This window comes from Pontimicrobium sp. MEBiC01747 (assembly GCF_053601635.1).
On the sequence record NZ_JBSHNS010000486.1, the window covers coordinates 27,531 to 52,204 of the forward strand.

The following is a 24,674-nucleotide window of genomic DNA, read 5'->3' on the forward strand; positions in this document are numbered from 1 at the left end:
AAGTTGATTGTATTTTAATTACAATTTAAATATTGAAGATTTATGAAAACTTTATGTTATTGTTAAAATATATTTCTATTTAATAGCATAGGGATTACCAATCCTACAACTATAGCTGATACAACCATAATCCAATCTCTTTTAGAGAATCTAAAAACTGTCTGCGTTAAATATCCTAAAAACAGAACTATAAAAACAATAATTATTTGTGCAATCTCTATTCCTAAAGCAAATTCAAGAAGTGTTACTATTTTATTATCGTTTTTACCAACTAGAATAGATAGTTCTCTTGCAAAACCTAAACCATGTACCAAACCAAAAAACAGTGTAGAGAAAAACAATACTCCTACTTTTTCTTTTTGCGCCCCTTTGCCTGCTGTAAATACATTAAATAAAGCGACAACAAGTATAGTTACTGGTATTAAAAACTCTACAATACTTGCCGATACTTTTACTGCTCCGTATGTTGCTAAAATTAAAGACAATGTGTGCCCAACCGTAAAGAGTGTAACTAATAAAAATACGCGTTTCCAGTCTTTAAACAAATAAGGCACTGTTAACACTATTAAAAACAGGACATGATCGTACGCATTAATATCTAAAACGTGATTAATGCCGTATTGTATATTAAACCAAAGTTCTTCTAACATAAATATTGAGTTTAGAGTGACTCAAATATACATTAAAAATAGAATATTATTGCTAGTATTTAGCACATAGAAACTATGATCTACAACAAATAATAATCTTATGTTTTTTTAGAAAAAACAGACTCAATATTATATGTATTTAAAACTGACATGGTATATTATAACATTTTATTATATATCCTTTATCTTTAAGACTGTAACTGTATTCAAAAAAATTACAATTATGAATCCAAAAGTTAGAAACATCTTAGCCGTTTTAGCTGGATGGCTTGGTGGTAGTAGTATTAATATGGGGTTAGTAAAAGTAGGCCATATATTATTTCCCATAGCAGATTTAGACCCAAACGATTTAAATTCCATAGCAGAAATTATGCCCACTTTAGATTATAGACACTTTATTTTTCCTTTTTTAGCTCATGCTTTAGGCACACTAACTGGTGCTTTTATTGCAGGAATGATAGCTGCCAAAAATAAAATGAAATTTGCATTAGTTATTGGAGTTCTATTTTTAATAGGTGGTATTTTAATTAATTATATAGTTCCTGGTCCTATTTGGTTTATAATTTTAGATCTTGTTGCAGCCTACTTACCAATGGCCTGGATAGGAGGACTATTTACTTTAAAATTTTTAAATAAAAACTAGGTTTCATTTATTAAACTTTCTATAGCATAATACAATCTATTTTGTGCTCCATATTGCGAGCCAAAAATAGATCTGTACACATCCCCTTGTTTATTAATTATTACCCAATGTGGAGTGCCTTCACAATTAAAACTATCGTAAACACTTTTTGTTTCGTCTAAATAAATTGGGAAAGGTAAATTGTTTATAGTAAAGATACTTTTAATTTCTTCTTTAGTAGTTTTAGCATTTCCAAAATTAACATGTATTCCTACAACTTGTATCTTTTTATAGTCTTGTTTAAATTTGTGTGCTAAAGGGATTGCTCTTCCCGTACAACCAAGACAAGCATTGTTATAAAACAACAACAATAACGGTTTATTTTTATATTTAATCATTAGGTTAACTTCTAAATAATCTAAATCTTTAACCTTTATAGCTTGTATTTTATTTTCTGTCTCCATTGTATATAAAAGACCCCTAAAATACTAATTAATATTTTACGTCATTAGCATATTAGGCTTACAACTTATAAAAAATAAATCAGCTTTATATTTACCTACAAACATCTAGCGGAATTACAATAACAAGCATAAATAGTTTTCTCATTTTACAAATCAGATATAAAGTTTACTTAGTTTAGAACTAATTAAGGTCAGTACTATATATTTGTCCCCAATATATTATGACGCATTTGTAATCCTTAGAAAATGATTCTATTACCTAATTACTACTATTTATTTTTTGTTATCTATCCACTAGACATGTAGGCCCCAACTAACTACTTCTTTTAAATTAAAAAACCTAAAAACCTGTAGTATTCTATTATTTCAATTGTTTTTATTCTTAAACTTCACAATAGTTTTTTAAGCATAAAACCCTCTTAAAAATAAGTGTATAAAAAATAGCCTAATTCTATATTTACCTACAAATATCTAGTGGAATTATAATAACAAGTTTAAAATAGTTTTCTTATGGATTATGTAACTTAGAATTAATTAATGTCGTCCTTCGTTAGCTCCTCGAATATATTATGACGTCCTTATAATCCTTAAAAATAATCCTGTTTCCTAGTTACTACTATTTATTTTTTGTTATCCATCCACTAGATTTGCAGGGGTTCTTCAACCAACTACTTCCTTTTAAATTAAAAAATCTATATATAGATAGCATACTACTATCTCAATTACTATATTCTTAAACATTATGATGTTTTTTTTAAAACAATAACCATCTTAAAAAAGATCAAGCATAAAAAAATGACCTAACTGTTGTTTCCTACAAATATCTAGTGGAGTTAAAATAACAAGGATAAATAGTTTTCCTAATTTTACAAATCAAATTTAAAATTCACATCGCTTAGAATTAATGTCAATAGTTATATTTCTCCCGAATATATTATGACGCTTTGTAGTCCTTAAAAAATGATCCTATTACCTAATTACTACTTTCTACTATTTATTTTTTGTTACCAATCCACTAGACTTGTAGGCCCCAACTAACTACTTCTTTTAAATTAAAAAATCTAAAATAGGTAGTATACTAATCATCTTCTTCTTCCTTAAACTTCACAACTATCCATCGCTTTAAGTATAAGCCATCGTAAAAAATTAAAGCTGCCATACCTGGCCCCATTACATAATCTTCTTTTATAGAAAAACGATTTATAGAATTTGTACCATTTGCATCATCATTTTCTCTTAATGTTAAATTTTTATTAGAACTACCATTATACAAATAGATTAATCTTCCATGAGTTCCATTTGATATCCCTGCAATGGATGCTCCATTATGATTTATTTTAAAAGCATCTACACCAGCATTTGTTGATGTTAACTCTAAGTTTACATTATTGTTTGTACCAGATGAAATAGCTAGTGCTTTTTCTGCAAATGTTAAATCATTATCACAACAACATTCAGAAACAAACCTCACCCACTTATCTACTTCCCAGTAATAATATCCAGGTGTAACATCATTAATTGTTTCTGTATTATATACAATTGTTCCATCTACCAAATTTCCTCCAACTGGGTTTGTAATAGGTGTAGCTACATCTGTTCTTACCAGTTTTACTCTTGGAGGCAATAGTCCTAACGTTTCTACATCTATATCTAAAGCTGCCTGAGGATTTGTTGTACTAATACCTACTTGCCCATAAATAAAAGAACAAGAGACAAAACAAAGTATTACGATAATAAAAAATCTAATTTTGCACATTTTTATAGTTGATTTAAATTTTAGTATTTATTTTAATTAGGAGTGAGACAGTCTAAAATAGCTTTCTCATTAATCTTTTTTAAAGATGATATTCGTTTAGATTGTATTAAAGCTTCATCTACAGACTTATTATAAACATTTATAACCTCTTTATTAAACTCAGGTATTTCTGAAGCTTCTATTGTTAATATTTGTGTTTGATATATAAAAGTATTTAGTATGTGTGTATTTGCATATCGCATAGATTCTGTAACTTGTTTTATTTCTCGTTTAGAAATGATTAATTGTAAGTAAAACACATTGAGTAAAAAGAAAAAGAAGCATACAAATACACTTAACCACAATAGGCTTAAATTATAATGAGATTGATGCCCATGTATTGTATACAGTATATTAACATCTTTAATGGTATAGAAACGAAGAAGCATATAGACCAGTATGGCTATTATAATTCCGCTTAATGCAAAAAAGAAATCCTTAAACTTAATTTGATAAGAATAAATTTTCATTTTTCTATTGTTTTAAAAATGCAAATATATATTCCTGTTTAGTCTAGATATTAATATAATTCCTTTTACATGTATAGATTTCTGAATTCAAAACATAATTACAAAATTAGTCCTGTCTCTTTTTTTTGTACATGGCAGGTGTAGATTTCTCAAACTTTTTAAAAGCACTATAAAAAGAAGCTCTAGAGTTAAAACCTACTTCTATACCTACACCTTCAATAGACAAATGGTCTTTTAAAGGGTTTTTTAAAATGGCCTTCGCTTTATCTATTCTGTACTTATTTATATAAGTATTAAAATTGTATCCTGTAAGTTTATTTAATGAAAACGACACTCTTCTTGGATGTACATTAATAGCATTAGAAAGATTGTTTAAAGCAAAATCTTTATTTATATACACCTCAGATTCTACTAGATAAGCATCTACTTTTTTAAGAATATTATTCATTTCTTTATGATCCAGATATTCGTATGTCTTTTCATCATCTTCAATAGTATCTTCTGCAACATAAAGCTCTGGCTTATTGTTTTCATAAGGCAATAAGCCTTTTTCTCTATAGTTTAAGTCTAAAGATTTAAAATCATCCAACACAGAGTTTATGGAATGTTGTGTAAACCCTTTAAAACAAATCCAATAAATTAATATTAAGTTAGAGACATTAGATAAAATGTACCAAAAACTATGTATCGTAAAACCATCTATTAAAAGGATAACTTGAAATAAAATACTTGCATACAAGAACCATTTACACCAATTTAACTGCTTATCTAGCAAGTAGGTGTATTGGTTTTTAATTTCTACTTGATGTTTTTTTATTAAGTTCAGTGTTTTTATTCCAATAAAAATAGAATACAAAAGCCCAAATGCATAATATTCCATTGAATAATAAAAAGGTTTTAGGGACAATTTTATAGGAATTGGTTGAATAAAAATAAATATCCCTATAACAAACTCGACAAAGCCTGGTATTAAAACCCAATAATTTGTTTTTTTCGTTTTTAAAATCGATATTTTCTGAATATATAAGTAAAATAAAGGGAAGGCCGAAAAATGAAAATGAGCTGGAAATAGCTCTAAATATGGATATTGATTTAATATGTCTAGAGAGTATAATAAGCTTGGTATTGGCTCTAGCGAAAAAAGAAGAATAAAGCCCCCTAAATAAGCAAAATACTTCTTTTTTTCTTTTTTAGAGTTCAGAATTATAAACATTAAGCCAAAAAGAACTCCTTGGATAATACCTACTACATCAACAATGTTGATAAAAGTATTTGTTGAATCCAAATCCAAAATTATTTCTTTTTGTTTTTGAAACATGACTAAACTCGTATGCATTAAAATTTTAAATTAGGGATTGTTAATTGATTTTGAAGAATTATTCGGCAAAAATGTTTCTTTAATTTTAAACACTTGTTAAATAAAAGTTTTAAAAATGTATAAATTTCTGAAATCACTACACCTTACAACAAAAAAACTAAGCCTCATAAGGTACAAATAAATCTTAAAAAGTCCTGTAAATACATATACGGGAGCAACATTGGGGTTATTTTTAATATAATATGAATAAATTAATAGATTTATAAAAGCAATTTAATCTAGGTTTAATATTATTATTTTTCCACTCTTATCTTATAATAATACTTTTCTACAAAATATTCATATTAAAATCAGTTACTACCAAATATCATAAATATTCACATATCTTAAAAAACAACTTAATCTAAATAAAAGAAAAACCTCAATCTATTTACGTTAAATAGATTGAGGTTTTAAAAAGTACTCAAGGTGGGGATCGAACCCACACTTCCGAAGAAACTGGATTTTGAATCCAGCGCGTCTACCAATTCCGCCACTTGAGCTATTGGAAGCGCAAAAATATATCTTTTTTCTGTAAATACTTTAAAATAGTCTCTATATATATTATGATAGATGAAAAAAAACTCTAAATTTGCACGCAATTAAAAAACATGTAGTGTTACACACTGCAAAACAACATTTTAACTATGTCTATTACACAGCCAGAAGCTAAGATTTTTTCTATTACGCAAAGTAAAACTTTAGCTGAAAAGATTGCAGCCTCTTATGGTACCTCTTTAGGGAACGTTATAACCTCTACCTATAGCGATGGAGAGTTCCAACCATCTTATGAAGAGTCTATACGTGGTAAACGTATTTTTGTTATTGGATCTACCAATCCAAGTTCAGAAAACTTAATGGAAATGTTGTTAATGCTAGATGCAGCTAAACGTGCTTCTGCTAGACATATTACTGCTGTTTTACCTTACTTTGGTTGGGCAAGACAAGATAGAAAAGATAAACCTAGAGTACCTATTGCTGCAAAATTAGTAGCAAAAATGTTAGAAGCTGCTGGTGCAACCCGTATTATAACAATGGATTTGCATGCAGATCAAATACAAGGATTTTTTGAAAAACCGGTAGACCATTTATTTGCATCTACAGTATTTTTACCTTACTTAAAAAGCTTAAATCTAGATAATTTAACTATTGCTTCTCCAGATATGGGTGGTTCTAAAAGAGCCTATGCATACTCTAAGGCATTAGAAAGCGATGTTGTTATCTGTTATAAACAACGTGCAAAAGCTAATGTAATATCTCACATGGAATTAATTGGTGATGTTACTGGCAAAAATGTTGTTTTAGTAGACGATATGGTTGATACTGCTGGTACTTTAACCAAAGCCGCAGATTTAATGATGGAAAGAGGTGCACTTAGCGTAAGAGCAATCTGTACACACCCTATATTATCTGGAAGTGCATACGAGAGACTTGAAAACTCTAAACTAGAAGAATTAATAGTAACAGACTCTATACCATTAAAGCAAGAAAGTAATAAAATAAAAGTACTAACTTGCGCAGACTTATTTGCAGAAGTAATGCACAATGTACATTACAATAAGTCTATAAGTTCTAAATTTTTAATGTAATTAATAATTAAATATAAATAACAAAAATGAAATCGATTACAATCAACGGATCTCTAAGAGAAAGCGTGGGCAGAAAAGCAACAAAAGCCTTACGTAATGCTGACCAGGTTCCTTGCGTATTATACGGAGGAGACAAGACAGTTCATTTCTCAGCAGCTGAATTAGCATTCTCAAAATTGGTTTACACACCTAATGCGCATACAGTTGTAATTAGTTTAGAAAATGGAGATAGCTATAATGCTATCTTACAAGACATTCAATTCCACCCTGTAACAGACAGAATTTTACACGTAGATTTCTATCAATTATTTGATGATAAAGAGATTACTATGGATATTCCTGTTGCATATGTAGGAAACTCTAGAGGTGTTAGAGCTGGTGGTGTTTTACGTAAAAACAAACGTAGCTTAAGAATTAAAGCTTTACCTGGTAATTTACCAGATTTTATTGAAGCTGATATTTCAGAACTTAAAATTGGAAACAAATTATACATTACTGCTTTAGAAAGTGATGGTTATAAATTTATGCATCCAGAAAACACTGTTGTATGTTTAGTTAAACGTTCTAGAACATCTGTATCTGATGCTGACGATGACGACGATGAGGATGAAGAAACTGCAGCAGCAGAATAAAACTTATAATTCTTTATAATATTAAAAGCATTCTGTTTATTCAGAATGCTTTTTTATTTTTGAGTCCTTAATTATTATTATTTCTATGCTTAAAAAGCTTATTAATATTTTTATAAAAAGTAAAGCTACATTTACTATTGAAGAACAAGACCCTATGAAAAAATTTCTTATTGTAGGTTTAGGAAATATTGGTCCTAAATACGAAAACACACGTCATAATATTGGCTTTAAAATACTAGATTTTTTTGCTAAAAAAGAAGACTTAACCTTTGAGACTCAAAAACTAGGAGATATAGCAACCTATAAGTTAAAAGGTCGAACTTTTATATTTTTAAAACCCAATACTTTTATGAACCTAAGTGGGAAAGCCATTTTATATTGGTTAACTAAAGAAAAAATCCCCTTAGAAAACTTATTAGTTATTACAGACGACCTTAATTTGCCCTTTGGAAGTCTACGCATTAAAACTAAAGGTAGCGATGGCGGGCACAACGGCTTAAAAGACACTCAAAATGCATTAAACACGACAAAATATAACCGTTATAGGTTTGGCATAAGCGATGCTTTTAGCAAAGGAAGACAAGTTGATTACGTATTAGGTGAATGGACAGAAGAAGAACAGGAAAAGCTACCAGAAAGGTTAGAAAAAAGCATTGAAATTATTAAATCTTTTGTTTTGGCTGGTGTTAGTAATACTATGAATGCTTATAACGGCAAATAGTATGCTTCTAGTAATGTATTCAGACATTTTTTTCATAGAAAAACAAAAAAGGAAGCCTATTGGCTTCCTTTTTTTATAAGTATTGAGTAACTAGTTTTAGTTAACAATAATCTTTTTACTTTGTTTTTTAACACCATCAGAAACCTCTAAAATATACATACCAGCTTGTACGTTATTTAAGTTTACTGTTTCATTAAATGTAGGGCTGCTTTCGTATCTCTTATCAAAAACACGTCTACCGCTTATGTCATATACAGTCATACTAATATCATTAGTAGATGATGTATTTAATTTAACATTAAACGTTCCGTTATTTGGGTTAGGGAATACAAATAAACCTGTAAGTTCATTATTAAACTCCTCTACAGATAAAGATCCTTGTACACATAAGTATAAATCGAAGCTATTAAATGTTCCTCCATCTTGATTGGCATCATCAACAACTGTTAAAACCCAATCTCCACCAGAGTTCTCTCCATATAAGGTAGATAAATCTCCCTCTGGCACATAACTTCCCGTAAAAGGAGCCGTTCCTCCTGTAATAGGCCCATCTGTTCCTTCTTGATCGAAAACAGTATTTGTATAGTTATCACCACTACCTCCGTTATCTGAAGTTAATTCTATAACTGTTCCTGCTGGACTAGTTAGTGTAATATCTAAATCGGCTGCCCATGAATGATCTATATTTATAGTAACATTAACATCTGTAATAGGGAAATCTGCACCTACGTTTACAGTAGATGTAATTGTATTTCCTGCTCCAGAAGCAGAGATTACCTGAGACACATTATCTACATAGTTTCCACAAGTTAAATTAGCAGTTGTAAAGCTATATGTAGCAGATGCAGCTGCTGTAGCACATTGGTTAGATGCAGTTACTCTCCAATAGTATTGAGTATTTGCAGCTAAAGCTGTTGTTGTGTAAGATGTAGTTTGTACCGTAGCAGACTCTACTATAGTTGCGAATCCACTATCTGACGCCACCTCAACTAAGTAATTTTGAGCATTAACATCTGCATTCCATGTTAAGTTTCCATCAGCAGGAACATCTACTGCTCCATCTGCTGGTGCCGTTAATGTTGTTGCACTAATTGTACCATTAAATACATTTAATGTAACATCTACATTTTTAGTAATAGCTCCAGAAACTCCTGTTATTGCAAAAGGATAACTACCTGTTGCTAAAGCGCCTGTTCCAGATACAGTAACAGTAAAAGTTGTACCATCTGCTGTAGCAGATGTAGGGTTAATTACAGCATTTGCTCCTGCAGGTAAACCTGTAACAGAGAAGTTTGTTGTATCTGAAAATCCTAAGAATGTATTATAAGTACAATTGTAAACAGCATCATCTGGTGTACATATATCTATAACTGGGTTAGCTACAGAAATTACAAACTCAGATTCTTGTATCGTAAAATTCGTTGAATTTACTGCATAGAATATATTATTATTACCTTCAACTATTACTCTTGCCATAGTAGTATCTCCTCCTGTTACTGGTACAGTAACATCGTGAGTCCCGTCGTTTGGCACATTAGATGCCATTGTAAATGGAAATGTTAAACCTCCATCTGTAGATAATAAAATATTTACCGTTGGTGTATTTACAGCTCCACCATCAGTTCCTGCAACATCCCAAGTTACAGTCTGTGTTGAACCTGCATCCCAACTTACATTTGTTGTTTGCGATGTAACCGCAAATGGTCCAGATGCTCCATCTACTGTTACTACCATTTCATCAAAATCTGTTTGAGGCATTTGTCCAACCCCATTAGCTTCAGATCTATCTCTAACTGTTAAAGCAAAATTTAAATCTCTACCTACAGTAGAAACAGTTTCCCAAGATGTATTAGCTACAGTCTCTACTGGGTTAGTTTCTGTAAGCTGTCCATTTAATACACGACTTAATATAGGCATATATCTATTAGGGTTTGTACTTGGTGGACGAGATCTAAACATCGCTCCACTAGTGTTTGTTGGTCCAAAAGATGTATTTGGCACTACACCATCATCTACTTGTTCCCATGTATAAGTTAAAACATCACCTCCATCAGGATCTGTTGCTGCTCCTTTAAGAATAAAAGCCGTTCCCATAGGAATTGTATAATCGCTTCCCGCATCTGCAACTGGTGGTGCATTTGTAATAGCAGTAGTAACTGCACAAGTATTTGCCCCTGTTGTTACGTTATTAAGAATTTGATCGATACTATGGTAGTGGAAATAAGGATCACTATGATCTTGTACATCACTTCCTCCAGTAATACCAGCATATCCCATTATGGTTGTACCACTTCCTGGTTCTGCATTTACACCTGTTCCTTCAGAGTTGAATGACCATGTGTGGTTTGCTCCCATTTGGTGTCCTATTTCATGTGGCACATAATCGATATCGAAAAAATCTGCCATATATGGTCCGCCATCATTATCTACAAATTGGTGAGAAGAGAATCCACTTCCCTTTCCATTTGTACACACACAACCAATACATCCTGCATTACCATTATTAGCATCATTATGTAATAAGTGTCCTATATCGTAATCTGCTTCTCCAACTGTAGCTGTTAGATTTGTTTGTAAATCCCCATTTAAGTTTCCTCCATAAGGATCTGTTCCAGAGTAAATTAAATCTAACGCAGGGTCGTCTGCAGTATCAACTAAAACAAATGTAATAGCCATATCTACTTCAAAGACCTCGTTGTTTCTGTTTAATGTAGAAATCATTTGAGCTAAAGCATCTTGTTGTGCATCACCATTTCCAGCATTACCATCATCCCAGAAAGCTGTATATTCTGAAGTTGTTGATACCGCAATTCTAAAGGTTCTTAATAATTGATCATTAGCATCTCTACTAGTTAACGTCATTGCTTCTTTTTTAACCATCTCTCCTATTGTAGAACACTCAAAGTCTTCTGAATAGTCTGGTCTAGCATTTCTATTGTAAACTAAATACTGTCCGTTAGATACTTTAGTTGCTGGTTGAATAAACACAGTTTCTTCTCCAGGTGTAGAAATCATGGCATTTAAACCTAGTGGTGTAACACTGAATCTTACTCTAGTTCCTTTACCATCTACACTAGATCCTAAATATGTTTTAATATTTGGATGTGCAATAGCAGCATATTCTGGATCAGAAAATATCGATGTCTCAACTACTCGATATTGAGCTGTTTTTCCATTTATACTAGGAAAAGTAATTATAGTATTAGATTTTCCACTAGAAGCACTTCTTAAAGGCGCACCAACTAATTGCTCTTTAAACCCTTCGATATTTAATTGAAAAATACTATAATTTTCCTTATCTAATTTTTTCATAGACACACCTTGTGTCCCATCTCTAAATGTACTTGATGACCATACGCTTTGTTGTGCAGAAACTACTCCTACACACAATGATAGTATCAAAACAAATACGTAATGTAATTTTGTTCTCATGAATGAAGATTTTTTAATTCACTCAAATTTAACACTTATTTTCTTTTTTTCATCATAAAAACAAATTTAATACCTTGTTTTTAACACCATTAAACGTTAAATAATGCAATAAACTAAATATTAACACCAATAAACAAATCTATCGATTTAATAGGATATTACTTAATAAACTTAGAAGCATTAGTTAATAATATTGGAAGCTCTTAATGTTATTCCAATTGCTTTTCTATTTTTGTATTATAAATTATTTTCATTTTTGAGATCTACACCTAAATCAGAAAAGCAAACAGTAATTACCATAGGTACTTTTGATGGTGTCCATATTGGACATCAGAAAATAATACAACGCTTGGTTACCGTTGGTAAGGAAAAAAGTTTAGAACCTACTATTCTTACTTTTTTTCCTCACCCAAGAATGGTTTTACAAAAAGATGCCAACATTAAACTTATTAATACTATAGATGAAAAAAAAGACATCTTAGCTAACTACGGTGTAGCGTCTTTAATTATTAAAAAATTCACTCAAGAGTTCTCAAGGTTAACAGCTAAAGAATTTGTTGAAAACATATTAGTTAAAGAGCTTAAAGCAAAATATATTATTATTGGGTACGACCATCATTTTGGCAGAAATAGGGCAGCAAATATTGAAGATTTGAAAGCTTTTGGTGAGGTTTATGGTTTTAAAGTTGAAGAAATAACGGCGCAAGATATTAATGATGTCGCTGTAAGTTCTACAAAAATTAGAAATGCTCTAGAACTAGGCGATATTGAAACTGCTAACGCCTATTTAGGCTATAACTTTATATTAACTGGAGAAGTTGTAAAAGGTAAAGGCCTGGGGCGCACTATTGATTTCCCTACCGCCAATTTACAATTACAAGAATCTTACAAATTAGTTCCTAAGCAGGGTGTATATATAGCCAAAACTATATACCAAAACAAAACCTATTATGGCATGATGAACATAGGGACTAACCCAACAGTTAATGGGAGTAAACAGACTATAGAAATTCATTTTTTCGACCTAAACACCTCCCTTTATGGAACACTCTTACAAGTTGAGATTTTAAAGCGGTTAAGAGACGAAGAAAAATTTGAATCTATAGAAGCTTTAAAAAAACAATTATATTTAGATCAAGAAAATGCTTTAAGGTATATAACAGACAATGTTAAATAAATTTTTATTCAAATATATAGATAACAGTTCGCTTGTAGTCTTTAGGATTATTTTCGGGTTACTATGTTTTTTAGAATCTGTAGGCGCTATTTTTACTGGTTGGATTAAAAGAACTTTAATTGACCCAGAATTCACTTTTTCCTTTATTGGTTTTGAATGGTTACAGCCTTTACCAGGAGATTGGATGTATGTATATTATTGTGTAATGGGGTGTTTTGGCTTACTCATTATGTTAGGATACAAATATAGAATGAGTATGATTGTGTTTACCATAATGTGGTCTTGTACTTATTTTATGCAAAAAGCATCTTATAATAACCATTACTATTTACTTATATTATTAAGCGCAATAATGGTATTTCTCCCAGCAAACAAGTATGCCTCTATAGATGCTAAACTAAATCCTAGCATAAAACGCAATGCCATGCCTAGTTGGTGTAAATGGGTATTTGTAGTACAATTATTCATTTTATATACTTACGCCTCAATTGCTAAAATGTATCCAGATTGGATGGATTTAACATTTCCAAAAATATTAATGGCAGGAAAAGCTAATTACCCCATAATTGGAGGCTTTTTGCAAAATGATTTTATGCCCTATTTAATATGCTATGGCGGTTTATTGTTTGATGGTTTAATTATTCCTTTGCTTCTTTTTAAACCTACTAGAAAGTATGCTTTTTTCGCCTCTATTTTTTTCCACTTATTTAATGCTATTGTATTTCAAGTTGGTGTTTTTCCTTTTTTATCTCTAGCATTTTCATTATTCTTTTTTGAACCGAAAACGATAAAAAATATATTCTTGAAAAAGAAAGTTTTTTATGATAAAGCAGAGATTATAGTTCCTTCTTACAAGAAACCTATGTTAGTCGTTTTTTGTATTTATTTTGTTATTCAAATAGCATTGCCACTCCGCCATCATTTTATTGAAGATAGTGTATTATTTACAGAGGAAGGCCATAGAATGTCATGGAGGATGATGCTACGTGCTAAACATGGTGTTGCCGTTTATACAGTAGAAGATAAAGCTACTAAAGAAAGTAAAATTATAAATTTAGACAATTACTTATCTGCCAAACAAAAACGAATGGCTAGCTCAAAACCAGATGTAATATGGCAATTTGCTCAACATTTAAAGCAAGATTTTAAAACAAGAGGTAAAGACATTGCAGTATACGTTAATTGTAAAATAAGTGTAAATGGAAAGCCTTATAAGCAATTAGTAAACCCAAAAACAGATATAGCGAGTGTTAAATGGAATCCTTTTGCACATAGCGAATGGTTACTTCCTTCAAAATAGACCTACAAATTATTTCCTAGCATCTAAAAACTTACTACTTTTACGCTTTTAAATTAAATTTATAATTTGCGTTAAGGATTGAGCAATATGTTTAAGCTCTTTTTATTTTCCAAAAAAAAATAAAAAAGCGAGTTGCGAAATGAATACATTCACGATTCATAAATAAAAAGATAATAAACAAGAGTAAAGCCTGACCTGTAAGGGAACGCCCAAACAAAACATCATGTTACAAGTACCATTTATTAGAGACAATAAGGATCTCGTAATCGAGCGTTTAGCAAAACGAAATATTTATGCTACACAAATGATTAACAATGTTATTCTTTTTGACGAGGAACGCCGCGCGTTACAAGCTGAATTAGACAACACTTTAGCGGAATCTAATAAGTTATCCAAAGAAATTGGTGTGTTGTATAAATCTGGTGAAGCAGAAAAAGCAACTGTTTTAAAAGCAAAAACAACAGATTTAAAGAAGCTTGTAGAAACTTTAAAAGAAAACTTAAGTACAAAAGCCGAGGATTTAAATCAGTTATTATATAAAATACCTAATGTTCCTAATGCAATTGTTCCTAAAGGAAATACAGACGAGGATAACGAAGAAACCTTTAGAGAGGGGGATATCCCTATATTACATGATGGTGCATTACCACATTGGGAATTGGCAAAGAAATACGATATTATAGATTTTGAGCTAGGAAACAAAATAACAGGAGCCGGCTTCCCTGTATACAAAGGAAAAGGCGCCCGTTTACAGCGTGCTTTAATAGCTTATTTTTTAGATAAAAATACAGCTGCTGGCTATACAGAATACCAATTACCTCACTTAGTAAACGAGGCTTCTGGATTTGGAACAGGACAGTTACCAGATAAAGAAGGGCAAATGTACCACGTTACTGGAGATAACTTATACTTAATTCCTACAGCCGAAGTTCCTGGTACAAATATATTTAGAAATGTAGTATTACCTGAAAGCGATTTACCTGTTGGTATAACTGGTTACACCCCTTGTTTTAGAAGAGAAGCGGGAAGTTATGGCGCTCATGTTCGTGGATTAAATAGATTACATCAATTTGATAAAGTAGAAATTTTACGTGTAGAACACCCTACAAAATCTTATGAAGCATTAGATGGTATGGTAGCACATGTAAAAGAAATTTTAAGAGAACTAAAATTACCATATCGTATTTTACGTTTATGTGGAGGCGACCTTGGTTTTACATCTGCTTTAACTTACGATTTTGAATTATTTTCTACTGCACAAGACCGTTGGCTGGAAATATCTTCTGTATCTAATTTTGAAACTTTTCAAGCCAATAGATTAAAGTTACGTTTTAAAAATAGTGAAGGTAAAAACGAATTAGCACACACTTTAAATGGAAGTGCTTTAGCTTTACCTAGAGTTTTAGCTGGTATTTTAGAAAACTGCCAAACAGAAGAAGGCATAGTAATACCTGAAGTATTAGTACCATATACAGGGTTTAAAATTATAAATTAAGGCTTATAAAAGTAGCTCTTTTCTCTATTTTAATCGATTAAGTGTTAATTTTTAACGTTATTTGACGATTTTTTCAATGTTTTGTTTGATTTAATAGATTTTATTATGAAATTTATTTTTCCCAAATCTAACAAATCATGAAAAACATTAAACGTCTACTTTTGTTAGCTACGTTAATTGTTATTGCTTTTAAAGTATTTTCATCTGATGTTGAAAAAATAAACACCCCAAAGCAAAACAATGTAGCTATTGTAAACAACTAAACGATTTTAAAAACCCTTTAAACACTATAAGCAAAACCTGATTAATTTCAGGTTTTTGCATTTATTTCACAATATCTACATACTACTTTTGTTATATTTACAGAAAGTAAATAAATATGCGGTTTTTAATACTATTTCTTTTTTTGTTTAGTCTCAATACGTTTGCACAAGACGATATTGTAGCAAGAGAGTATTTTAAAAATGGAGAGTTTGAAAAAGCATTAATATCTTATAAAAGCCTTGTAAAGAAAAACAAAAATAATCCTAGTTATATTATTCAATTAATAAAAATACACCAACAACTAGAGCAATATACAGAAGCACAAAATTTAATTGAAGCTCAATTAGCAAAAAGAGCTTATGGGCCATATATTATAGAATTAGGCTATAACTATGCTTTACAAAAAGATACTATAAATGCCAAGTTAAACTATGATAAGGCCATTAAATCTATAGAAACCAATGCTAATTATGCTTATGGAATAGGTAGACGTTTTGAAAACCTTTCTCTACTAGATGAGGCTATTACCACTTATAAAAAAGCAATGGATTTAAAACCAGAGCTTAATTTTAATATGCAATTGGCACGTATTTATGGAGAGCAAGGAGATATTGAAAAAATGTTTAATAGCTACGTTAATTTCTCTGAAGTTAATGCCTCTTATTTAAATAATATAAAAAGAGAGTTTAGTACCTTTATTAGTGAAAATGGCACTAATGAAAATAATATTATCTTAAAAAAAATTCTACTTAAAAAAATACAGACTAGCCCTAACATCATCTGGAACGAAATGTTAAGTTGGTTGTTTATTCAGCAAAAGGATTATAAAAAAGCATTTATACAAGAAAAAGCAATCTATAAAAGAGAACTAACCTCTTTAGACCGTGTTGAAGAATTAGCACTAATAGCTTATACTAATAAAAAGTACGACTTAGCAAAGCAAATGTTTTTGTTTATTATAGAGAATACTCAAGACATAGACACGAAAATTAGTGCTCATTACAATACACTTAAAATTGAAACAGAACTAGCTTCTAAAAAAGACTATCCAGATATTAATAATAAATACCTAAATACTATTAATGAATTTGGTCGTTTCTCTAATACTTTAGACATACAAATTGCTTACGCTCACTTTTTAGCATTTAACGAGAATAAAACTAAAGAAGCTATTGCTTTTTTAAAAGAAAGTTTAAAACTAAACCTTACTACATTTAACCTTGCGAAAATAAAACTAGAACTCGGTGATATTTTAGTATTAGAAGAAAAGTTTAATGAAGCTCTAATCTATTACACACAAATACAACGAAGTTTAAAAAACAGCACCTTATCTCAAGAAGCCCGTTTTAAAGTTGCAAAAACAAGCTATTATAAAGGTGATTTTAAGTGGGCAGAATCGCAGTTAAAAATATTAAAATCTTCAACATCTCAACTTACAGCAAATGATGCCTTAGATTTAAAACTGCTTATCTCAGACAATAAACTAGACGACTCACTTCAAGTAGCTTTAAAAAGTTATGCCAAAGCAGACTTGTTAGCTTTTCAAAACAGAAAGGACGAAGCCATTACTATTTTAAGTACTATTTTAAAGAACCATAAAACAGAAGCTATTATTCCGCAAACGCTTTTAAAACAAGGACAATTATTTGAAGATAAGCAAGAATATGAAAAAGCAAAAGATAACTACGAAGCTATAATTAAAAACTACAAAGAAGGCATCCTTATAGACGATGCATTATTTGCGTTAGCCGAATTGTATGCCAATAAATTAGCCTTACCAGAAAAAGCAAAAGCATTATACGAAACTATAGTTTTTAACCATGCCGATAGTATCTACTTTGTAGAATCTCGTAAAAGATTTAGAGCCTTGAGAGGTGATGCTATAAATTAAAACAAGATGATAATAGCAGAAACGAAGAGACTTATTATTTCTAAATTTACTACAGAAGATGCTCCGTTTTATTTAAAACTAGTAAACACACCTCATTGGATACAATATATAGGAGATAGAAATATAAAAACACTAGACCAAGCTATAACTGCTTTAAAAGAAGGCAATATTAAAAGCTACAAAGACAATGGTTTTGGTTTCTACAAACTACTCTTAAAAGATAATAACTTAAAACCAATAGGCACATGTGGTTTAATAAAACGTAACACCTTAGACGATGTAGACATAGGTTTTGCTATGCTTCCAGAATACGAAAGAAAAGGGTTTGGTTACGAAGCCTCTTTAGAAATTATAAAACTAGCTAAACATAAATTTAACTTAAAACGTATAATAGCCATTACATTACCTAACAATAAAGGCTCCATAGCACTATTGGAAAAATTAGGGTTAAACTACGAAAAAACTGTATTTCCTTTTGATGCTGATGAAGAACTTCTGTTATTTGCAAAAAAATTGGATTAATAAATTGATTTACTTTATTAACGTATAGAATTTCAAATTTATAATACTACAAAATCACAATTCAAGATGTATATATATAATGTTACCGTAAATATAGATGATAGCGCACATGACGAATGGTTAAAATGGATAAAAGAGCACATTCCGCAAGTATTAGCCACAGGTAAGTTTAAAGATGCTAAATTAACCAAAGTATTAGTAGAAGAAGAAATGGGCGGACAAACTTACTCTATTCAATACCGTTCATACTCACGTGAAGCTTTAGATGCTTATTATAGAGAAGATGCAGATAAGTTAAAGGCCGATGGATTAAAACGTTTTGCAGATAAGATGCTAGCCTTTAGAACAGAATTACAAATTATTGACGAATACACTGTAAACTTTAAATAATACCTTATCTTTTATAAAATTCTATCATTTCATTCTTTTAATATTTAACTATGGCTCAAAAACCTAATAATCATCAAGTAAAAGCAAAAAAGTTTTTAGGGCAACATTTTTTAGAAGATGAAACCATAGCAGAACAAATTGCAGATTCGCTACAATTACAAGGCTATAAAAATGTTTTGGAAATTGGGCCAGGAATGGGGGTATTAACAAAATACCTATTAAAAAAACCAGTAACCACTTACGTTGTTGAAATAGATACCGAAAGTGTAGACTACTTAAAAAACAATTACCTCAATTTAGCACCTAGAATATTAGAACAAGATTTTTTAAAGTACGACTTAAGTAAAACATTTAACAGCGAGCCTTTCGCCATTATTGGTAATTTTCCATATAACATTTCTACGCAAATAGTATTTAAAACCTTAGAATTACGAGATCAAATTCCAGAATTCTCAGGCATGTTTCAAAAAGAAGTCGCTGCTCGTATCTGCTCTAAAGAAGGCAGTAAAGTTTATGGTATTTTATCTGTATTAACACAAGCATTTTACGATGCAGAATATTTATTTACAGTACCACCAACCGTGTTTAATCCTCCACCAAAAGTAGATTCTGGTGTGCTAAGGTTAACTAGAAAAAAAGATTATAGCTTACCTTGTAATGAAAAGTTATTTTTTAAAGTTGTAAAGCAAGCATTTCAGCAACGTAGAAAAACACTTCGTAACAGTTTAAAAACATTTAATCTAAGCGATAATTTAAAAGCAAATGTTATATTTGGCAAACGTCCAGAGCAATTAAACGTATCCCAATTTATAGAACTTACCAGTTTTATAGAAAACGATATGCCAGACGCCGATTAAATTATAATTTAAAAATCGCTTTTTCAAAAATTCTATTTATTAAGAATCAACAGATTAAGCCCTATACTAACAAAAGTTTGGTGGAAGAGACTAACGAAAATATTCAGTTTAAAATAAGCATAGCGCTTATAGAAAACGTAGAACAATTAATAGAATCAAGAAATAATACTGAAATTCTTGAACTGTTAAATGATTTGCACCACGCTGATATTGCCGAAATTCTCGGAGAATTAAAAATAAACCAGGCCACATACATCATTAAGCTATTAGATAGTGAAAAGACATCAGAAATTCTGATGGAGTTAGATGATGACGATCGTGAAAAAATATTATCCTCTCTTTCTGCTAAAGAGATTGCAGAAGAAATCGAGGAACTAGATACCGATGATGCAGCAGATATTATAAACGAACTTCCCGAAGAACGACAAGAAGCAGTCATTTCTCAAATAGAAGACGAAGAACATAAGGCCGAAATACAAGAACTTCTCACCTATTCTGAAGACACTGCCGGAGCCTTAATGGCAAAAGAGTTAGTAAGGGTAAATGAAAATTGGACCGTTACCCAATGCGTTAAAGAAATGCGTGCTCAAGCAGAAGAGGTAACTAGAGTACACTCTATTTATGTAGTAGATGAAAACGAAAAACTTATAGGTCGTCTCTCTTTAAAAGACCTACTAATGGCTTCACCTCGAGCACATATTTCTACAGTATACATACCAAAAGTAGATTATGTAAAAGTAGACGAAGATATAGATGAAGTCGCTAGAATCATGCAAAAGTATGACCTAGAAGCTATACCAGTAGTAGATGAAAACAAAGTACTTTTAGGACGCATTACTATAGACGACATTGTAGATGTTATAAAAGAAGAAGCCGAAAAAGATTACCAATTAGCAGCAGGTATTACGCAAGATGTAGAAGCTAGTGATAGTATTTTAGAATTAACAAGAGCTAGGCTACCTTGGTTATTTTTAGGACTTGTTGGTGGAGTAGGAGCTTTTTTAATTATGGAGGGTTTTCAAGAATCATTTACTAAATATGCAGTGTTATTTTTCTTCACACCATTAATTGCGGCTATGGCCGGTAATGTAGGTGTGCAATCTAGCGCCATCATAGTACAAGGTTTGGCAAACGACGATGTAAAAGGAAGCATTAATAATCGTCTAATAAAAGAAATGCTACTTGCAGCATTAAACGGTAGCATACTGGCTTTATTTTTATTTTTATTTGTTTGGGGTTATACTACAGAACTATTAAAAGCATTGGCTATTTCCGTTTCTTTAGTTGTCGTTATTATTGTCGCTGGTTTAATAGGCACATTTATTCCATTATTTTTAGACAAAAGAGGCATAGACCCAGCTATAGCAACGGGTCCCTTTATCACTACAAGTAATGATATTTTTGGTATATTAATATACTTCTGGATAGCAAAATTAATTCTTAATATCTAGAGCGTTACTCAAGGATCAGGCTTTACTCTCTTTTTATACCCATTTCGCAGCTCGCTTTTTTATAAAAAATAAAAAGAGCTCAAACAGACTGCTCCATCCTTAACGCAAAACTTCGTAAATTTAAACATTCTCAAAGCATTTTAGATTATGAAAGCAATCAATATAAAAGCCAAACACGCAGAGTTTACAAAACAATGGCACCCGCACAGAATTGCAACAGTAGACGATATGCAAGTACTTTTAGCCAAGATACAGGGTGAATTTGTTTGGCACAGTCACGAACATGAAGACGAATTATTTCAAGTTGTAAAAGGTACTTTATATATGCAATTTAGAGACCGAACAGAAATTGTAAAACCAGGGGAGCTAATTGTGGTACCCAAAGGGGTAGAACATAATCCTATGACAAAAAACGAAGAAGAAGTACATCTATTATTATTTGAAAAACTAACGACAGCACACACAGGGAATGTAAAAGATAAAAAAACACAAACCGTGTACCCTTCAATTTAAAATCAAATATCAATTTAACAGATTCCTGTATACACTAGAAAACTATGAAAATTCTACATCTAGATACCAATCACCCACTCTTAATTAATCAGCTAAACGATTTGGGGTATACAAATGATGAAAACTATACAGCATCCAAAGAAGACATTCTAAAAATCATTCATAATTATGATGGTTTTATAATAAGAAGTCGTTTTAGTATAGATGCCAATTTTATAGATGCAGCAACTAGCCTAAAATTTATAGGTCGTGTTGGTGCAGGTTTAGAAAACATAGATTGCGATTATGCAGAACAAAAAGGCATTACACTTATTGCTGCTCCAGAAGGTAACAGAAACGCCGTAGGAGAACATAGCTTAGCTATGCTATTATCGCTTTTTAACAAACTAAACAAAGCAGATAAAGAAGTAAGGCAAGGCCAATGGTTAAGAGAAGACAATAGAGGCATTGAACTAGACGGTAAAACAGTGGGCTTAATTGGATATGGTAATATGGGGAAAGCCTTTGCAAAAAAATTAAGAGGTTTTGATGTTAAAGTGTTATGTTACGATTTAAAACCTAACGTAGGTGATAATAATGCAACGCAAGTGTCTTTACAAGAATTACAAAAACATGCAGATGTACTAAGCTTACACACGCCAGAAACCCCTTTAACTATAGGTATGGTTAACAATACATTAATACATGAGTTTAAAAAACCATTTTGGTTAATTAACACGGCGAGAGGAAAAAGTGTAGTAACCTCTCATTTAATGCAGGCCTTACAATCTGGTAAAATTCTTGGAGCTGGACTAGATGTATTGGAATACGAAAAATCGTCTTTCGAAAACCTATTTACTAATAACGATATGCCCGAAGCCTTTAAATATCTAATAGAAGCTAAAAATGTTATTTTATCACCGCACGTAGCAGGCTGGACAATAGAAAGTAAAGAAAAACTAGCACAAACTATTGTAAATAAAATTAAAGCTAAATTTTATTAATTTTAAAAAATAAAATTTAATACAGTTTTCGATTGTCTGGACAATAAATATGAAAAAAACGATTCTAGTTTTTGGCACACTTATTTTAGCCTTGCTTCTACTCTTTCAATTTAGCAAGTATGCTTTAATATCTAATAACTTAAAAATAGAAATAGTGATAGCTATTATTGCTATTATTTTCTTTTTTGTTGGTATATATATCAACAAAAAAAGCTTACATAAAACAATAGAAATTGATACCACTCCAAAAATTGATTATAAAAAAATTGAAGAATTAGAAATTAGTAAACGTGAATACGAAGTTCTTCAAAGTATTTCAGAAGGGTTATCTAATAAAGAAATCGCTAGTAAATTATTTGTTTCAGAAAGCACTATAAAAACACATGTCTCTAGTCTGCTCGTTAAATTAAATGCTAAGCGACGTACCCAAGCTATTTTAATTGCAAAATCTCTTCAAATCCTTTAAAATTACTACTTTTAGACTAAAGTATGAGTCTTTTAGTACTTTAGTATGAGTCCAAAAACTGGCTATTAAATTACTTTTAGGTCATAATTTTAAACGAAACAACTTATGAAAAACACAGTAATTAAATTTGGTACTTATGGCTTATTAGTAGCCATACTTTTATTTTTATTAGCACTTTGGCTAGGTAAAGGTATGAGTTATTCTTCTCAAGAAATTGTTGGTTATACCACTATGATAGCTTCTCTATCCTTTATCTTTTTTGGAATAAAACATTATAGAGATCAAGTAAACAATGGTATTGTAAGCATAGGAAAAGCATTTATTATTGGACTTCTAATTTCGGCTTTTGTAGGATTAGGAATTGCTATTGCAGATTATGCTTATACAACATTAATCAATCCTGATTTTGCCCAAGAATACTTAGATACAACACTAAAAACAATGGAAAGTACATTAACTCCAGAAGAGTATAAAACTCAAAAAGCGGTTTTAATACAACAAATGGAAGACTATGGCGGATCTGGTTTTATGGCATTTATAATGTTTGTAACCGTGGTATTAATAGGATTAATTATATCTTTAATATCTGCATTAATTTTACAGCGCAAATAAAACTTAACACTATGCAATACAAAGCAACGTCTCCAGAAGACTATATAAGTCAAGTTCCAGAGGAACGAAAAAATACTTTAAACAAACTACGAAAAGTTATAAAAGACAATCTTCCTAAAGGTTTTGAAGAAGGTATTCAATACGGAATGATTGGTTATTATGTTCCACACGCAGTATATCCAGGTGGCTACCATTGCGATCCTAAAACACCGTTACCTTTTATGAGTTTTGCTTCACAAAAAAACTCAGTGAATTTATACCATAGTGGTATTTATGCAAACAAAGAGCTTCACGATTGGTTTGTTAGCGAATACCCAAAGCATTGCAAACGTAAACTAGATATGGGAAAAAGCTGTATTAGATTTAAAAAACTAGAAGAAATTCCTTATGAATTAATTGGCGAACTAACAGCAAAGATGACACCAGAAGAATGGATAGACATATACGAAACGAATTTAAAGAAGAAGTAAGCTTTATAAACAACATACAATAAAAGAGATCCCTAGTGCCTTAGGAATCAAAAAAAATATTTTTTATGAAAAAAAGAGTTACAGGTATTGGCGGATTATTTTTTAAAACCAAAGACCCAAAACAAACTAAAGCATGGTATAAAAAACACTTAGGTTTTAATACAGACGATTATGGCTGCACCTTTTGGTGGAAAGATAAAGAAGGCAACAATTGCTCTACACAGTGGAGTCCTTTTGCAGAAGACACTAAGTACTATGAGCCTTCTAAAAAAGATTTTATGTTTAATTATCGGGTTGAAAACTTAAAAGAATTAATTGCATCTTTAAAAGAAGAAGGTGTAACCGTTGTAGGAAACATAGAAGAATACGATTATGGTAAATTTGGTTGGATATTAGATAACGATGGTAATAAAATAGAGTTATGGGAACCAATAGATAAAGCTTTTTTATAAACCAATTATTTTATTAACTTTAAACCATAATCAATAATCAATTAATTACATGTCTGACGAAAAAAATTTAGGCGATGACCTTAACGATATGTTAGGGGA

At 30.9% G+C, this 24,674-nt stretch carries 25 protein-coding genes and 1 tRNA gene; 19 read left to right on the forward strand and 7 right to left on the reverse strand.

From position 1 onward, the window contains the following. Positions 1-62 precede the first annotated feature (62 nt). Positions 63-650 (reverse strand): HupE/UreJ family protein, encoded by a 588-nt coding sequence (locus ACVC2P_RS15975; protein WP_452599455.1) that lies wholly within the window; start codon positions 648-650, stop codon positions 63-65. Between the two features lie 223 nt (positions 651-873). On the opposite strand from ACVC2P_RS15975, the gene ACVC2P_RS15980 reads away from it, so the two are divergent. Then, positions 874-1,293, forward strand: coding sequence for a hypothetical protein (locus ACVC2P_RS15980; protein ID WP_452599456.1), 420 nt, complete (start codon positions 874-876; stop codon positions 1,291-1,293). On the opposite strand, the gene ACVC2P_RS15985 is transcribed toward ACVC2P_RS15980, so the two are convergent. The 5 genes from ACVC2P_RS15985 to ACVC2P_RS16005 all read right to left on the reverse strand — a co-directional run bounded on the left by ACVC2P_RS15985 (position 1,290) and on the right by ACVC2P_RS16005 (position 5,861). After that, complete coding sequence (locus ACVC2P_RS15985) at positions 1,290-1,736, reverse strand: TlpA family protein disulfide reductase (protein WP_452599457.1); 447 nt, start codon at positions 1,734-1,736, stop codon at positions 1,290-1,292. The two genes, ACVC2P_RS15980 and ACVC2P_RS15985, sit on opposite strands and share 4 nt — an antisense overlap. A gap of 1,078 nt (positions 1,737-2,814) precedes the next feature. Beyond that, positions 2,815-3,492: a hypothetical protein gene (locus ACVC2P_RS15990; protein WP_452599458.1), complete on the reverse strand. Its 678-nt coding sequence runs from the start codon at positions 3,490-3,492 to the stop codon at positions 2,815-2,817. Positions 3,493-3,524: 32 nt separating this feature from the next. Then, on the reverse strand, positions 3,525-4,001 hold the full coding sequence (locus tag ACVC2P_RS15995; protein ID WP_452599459.1) for a hypothetical protein: 477 nt from the start codon (positions 3,999-4,001) through the stop codon (positions 3,525-3,527). A 106-nt stretch (positions 4,002-4,107) separates the two neighbouring features. Next, the gene (locus ACVC2P_RS16000) at positions 4,108-5,292 is read right to left on the reverse strand and encodes a helix-turn-helix domain-containing protein (RefSeq protein WP_452599460.1); all 1,185 of its coding nucleotides are present in this window, start codon (positions 5,290-5,292) and stop codon (positions 4,108-4,110) included. Between the two features lie 487 nt (positions 5,293-5,779). Then, positions 5,780-5,861: transfer RNA gene (locus ACVC2P_RS16005), tRNA-Leu, on the reverse strand. A 144-nt stretch (positions 5,862-6,005) separates the two neighbouring features. Here ACVC2P_RS16005 and ACVC2P_RS16010 point away from each other — a divergent pair. The 3 genes from ACVC2P_RS16010 (at position 6,006) to pth (ending at position 8,300) form a co-directional block, all read left to right on the forward strand. Continuing rightward, a complete protein-coding gene (locus ACVC2P_RS16010; protein WP_452599461.1) occupies positions 6,006-6,947 on the forward strand; it encodes a ribose-phosphate pyrophosphokinase in 942 nt (313 codons plus the stop codon). A gap of 26 nt (positions 6,948-6,973) precedes the next feature. Then, on the forward strand, positions 6,974-7,579 hold the full coding sequence (locus ACVC2P_RS16015; RefSeq protein ID WP_452599462.1) for a 50S ribosomal protein L25/general stress protein Ctc: 606 nt from the start codon (positions 6,974-6,976) through the stop codon (positions 7,577-7,579). Positions 7,580-7,733: 154 nt separating this feature from the next. Then, on the forward strand, positions 7,734-8,300 hold the full coding sequence (gene pth, locus ACVC2P_RS16020) for an aminoacyl-tRNA hydrolase (protein WP_452599479.1): 567 nt from the start codon (positions 7,734-7,736) through the stop codon (positions 8,298-8,300). Positions 8,301-8,396: 96 nt separating this feature from the next. On the opposite strand, the gene ACVC2P_RS16025 is transcribed toward pth, so the two are convergent. Beyond that, entirely contained in the window at positions 8,397-11,732 is a 3,336-nt protein-coding gene (locus ACVC2P_RS16025; RefSeq protein ID WP_452599463.1) for a zinc-dependent metalloprotease, read from the reverse strand. A gap of 256 nt (positions 11,733-11,988) precedes the next feature. Here ACVC2P_RS16025 and ACVC2P_RS16030 point away from each other — a divergent pair, with 256 nt between their 5' ends. From ACVC2P_RS16030 to ACVC2P_RS16100, 15 genes are all read left to right on the forward strand, one after another. Continuing rightward, positions 11,989-12,909, forward strand: coding sequence for a bifunctional riboflavin kinase/FAD synthetase (locus ACVC2P_RS16030; RefSeq protein ID WP_452599464.1), 921 nt, complete (start codon positions 11,989-11,991; stop codon positions 12,907-12,909). After that, positions 12,899-14,209 (forward strand): HTTM domain-containing protein, encoded by a 1,311-nt coding sequence (locus ACVC2P_RS16035; RefSeq protein WP_452599465.1) that lies wholly within the window; start codon positions 12,899-12,901, stop codon positions 14,207-14,209. Before ACVC2P_RS16030 ends, ACVC2P_RS16035 begins: the two co-directional genes overlap by 11 nt. A gap of 223 nt (positions 14,210-14,432) precedes the next feature. Next, the gene (gene serS / locus ACVC2P_RS16040; protein ID WP_452599466.1) at positions 14,433-15,704 is read left to right on the forward strand and encodes a serine--tRNA ligase; all 1,272 of its coding nucleotides are present in this window, start codon (positions 14,433-14,435) and stop codon (positions 15,702-15,704) included. Positions 15,705-15,841: 137 nt separating this feature from the next. Next, complete coding sequence (locus ACVC2P_RS16045; protein WP_452599467.1) at positions 15,842-15,967, forward strand: hypothetical protein; 126 nt, start codon at positions 15,842-15,844, stop codon at positions 15,965-15,967. A gap of 143 nt (positions 15,968-16,110) precedes the next feature. Next, entirely contained in the window at positions 16,111-17,859 is a 1,749-nt protein-coding gene (locus ACVC2P_RS16050; protein ID WP_452599468.1) for a tetratricopeptide repeat protein, read from the forward strand. 6 nt (positions 17,860-17,865) lie between these two features. Beyond that, positions 17,866-18,381 (forward strand): GNAT family N-acetyltransferase, encoded by a 516-nt coding sequence (locus ACVC2P_RS16055; protein ID WP_452599469.1) that lies wholly within the window; start codon positions 17,866-17,868, stop codon positions 18,379-18,381. 66 nt (positions 18,382-18,447) lie between these two features. Then, positions 18,448-18,771 (forward strand): DUF4286 family protein, encoded by a 324-nt coding sequence (locus ACVC2P_RS16060; protein WP_452599470.1) that lies wholly within the window; start codon positions 18,448-18,450, stop codon positions 18,769-18,771. 50 nt (positions 18,772-18,821) lie between these two features. Then, entirely contained in the window at positions 18,822-19,628 is an 807-nt protein-coding gene (gene rsmA / locus ACVC2P_RS16065) for a 16S rRNA (adenine(1518)-N(6)/adenine(1519)-N(6))-dimethyltransferase RsmA (RefSeq protein ID WP_452599471.1), read from the forward strand. An 80-nt stretch (positions 19,629-19,708) separates the two neighbouring features. After that, positions 19,709-21,079, forward strand: coding sequence for a magnesium transporter (mgtE, locus tag ACVC2P_RS16070; protein WP_452599472.1), 1,371 nt, complete (start codon positions 19,709-19,711; stop codon positions 21,077-21,079). Between the two features lie 147 nt (positions 21,080-21,226). Next, on the forward strand, positions 21,227-21,592 hold the full coding sequence (locus ACVC2P_RS16075) for a cupin domain-containing protein (RefSeq protein WP_452599473.1): 366 nt from the start codon (positions 21,227-21,229) through the stop codon (positions 21,590-21,592). A 44-nt stretch (positions 21,593-21,636) separates the two neighbouring features. Then, a complete protein-coding gene (locus tag ACVC2P_RS16080; RefSeq protein ID WP_452599474.1) occupies positions 21,637-22,575 on the forward strand; it encodes a 2-hydroxyacid dehydrogenase in 939 nt (312 codons plus the stop codon). Positions 22,576-22,624: 49 nt separating this feature from the next. Further along, positions 22,625-23,041 carry a response regulator transcription factor gene (locus ACVC2P_RS16085; RefSeq protein WP_452599475.1) on the forward strand — a complete coding sequence of 139 codons (417 nt, stop codon included), beginning with the start codon at positions 22,625-22,627 and terminating at the stop codon, positions 23,039-23,041. A gap of 105 nt (positions 23,042-23,146) precedes the next feature. Continuing rightward, a complete protein-coding gene (locus ACVC2P_RS16090) occupies positions 23,147-23,653 on the forward strand; it encodes a DUF4199 domain-containing protein (protein WP_452599476.1) in 507 nt (168 codons plus the stop codon). A gap of 11 nt (positions 23,654-23,664) precedes the next feature. After that, positions 23,665-24,123 carry a DUF1801 domain-containing protein gene (locus ACVC2P_RS16095; protein ID WP_452599477.1) on the forward strand — a complete coding sequence of 153 codons (459 nt, stop codon included), beginning with the start codon at positions 23,665-23,667 and terminating at the stop codon, positions 24,121-24,123. Between the two features lie 65 nt (positions 24,124-24,188). After that, positions 24,189-24,575: a VOC family protein gene (locus ACVC2P_RS16100; RefSeq protein ID WP_452599478.1), complete on the forward strand. Its 387-nt coding sequence runs from the start codon at positions 24,189-24,191 to the stop codon at positions 24,573-24,575. Positions 24,576-24,674 lie beyond the last annotated feature (99 nt).